This window comes from Mesorhizobium sp. WSM4817 (genome assembly GCF_055811135.1).
In genome coordinates this window covers 1-492 of the sequence record NZ_JBVVQQ010000132.1, presented here as the reverse complement: position 1 = coordinate 492, position 492 = coordinate 1, and the positions used below count along the sequence as shown (strand labels likewise).

1 protein-coding gene is annotated in these 492 nt (G+C 62.4%); it reads left to right on the top strand.

Annotation, left to right across the window (positions count from 1 at the left end):
• Window positions 1-214 precede the first annotated feature (214 nt).
• The coding region (locus tag AC0L2K_RS35050) for a hypothetical protein (protein WP_473533669.1) at window positions 215-492 on the top strand (278 nt) is incomplete at its 3' end.

The following is a 492-nucleotide window of genomic DNA, read 5'->3' as shown; positions in this document are numbered from 1 at the left end:
TGCTGGTGCCTGGCCGCCGACCGAAAGCGAGGCCCGTTCAGAAACTTATGGAGACCGACATTCCCCGGATGAACCCGGTTTCTGGCGACACAGTAGCCGTCATGGCCGCCCCAGGCAATGTTGAGCGCGGTGCGGGAGGGTAAGGCCGCCATTGCACAGCTGCCCTGCGACATGCGAGTTTGTCAACCAAATGGCTCATCATGGGAGTCTCGTCATGTCCATTCGCCGGATTGCGTTGACCTCGGCAGCGGTCATGCTTGCCTTCACCAACCTCGCCCAGGCCAGGCCGGACACCCGCGCCATGACCTGCCAACAGACGCAGGCGCTAATCCAGAGCCTTGGCTCGGCGGTGCTGACCACCGGCCCGAACACCTATGCCCTCTACGTCCGCCGATACAGCAATGCGTGCGACTGGTCGGAAATCCCAGCGGTAGGGTTTGTGCCGACGCGCGATGGCCAGTGCTTGGTTCATCGATGCAGAGAGCCGCTCTA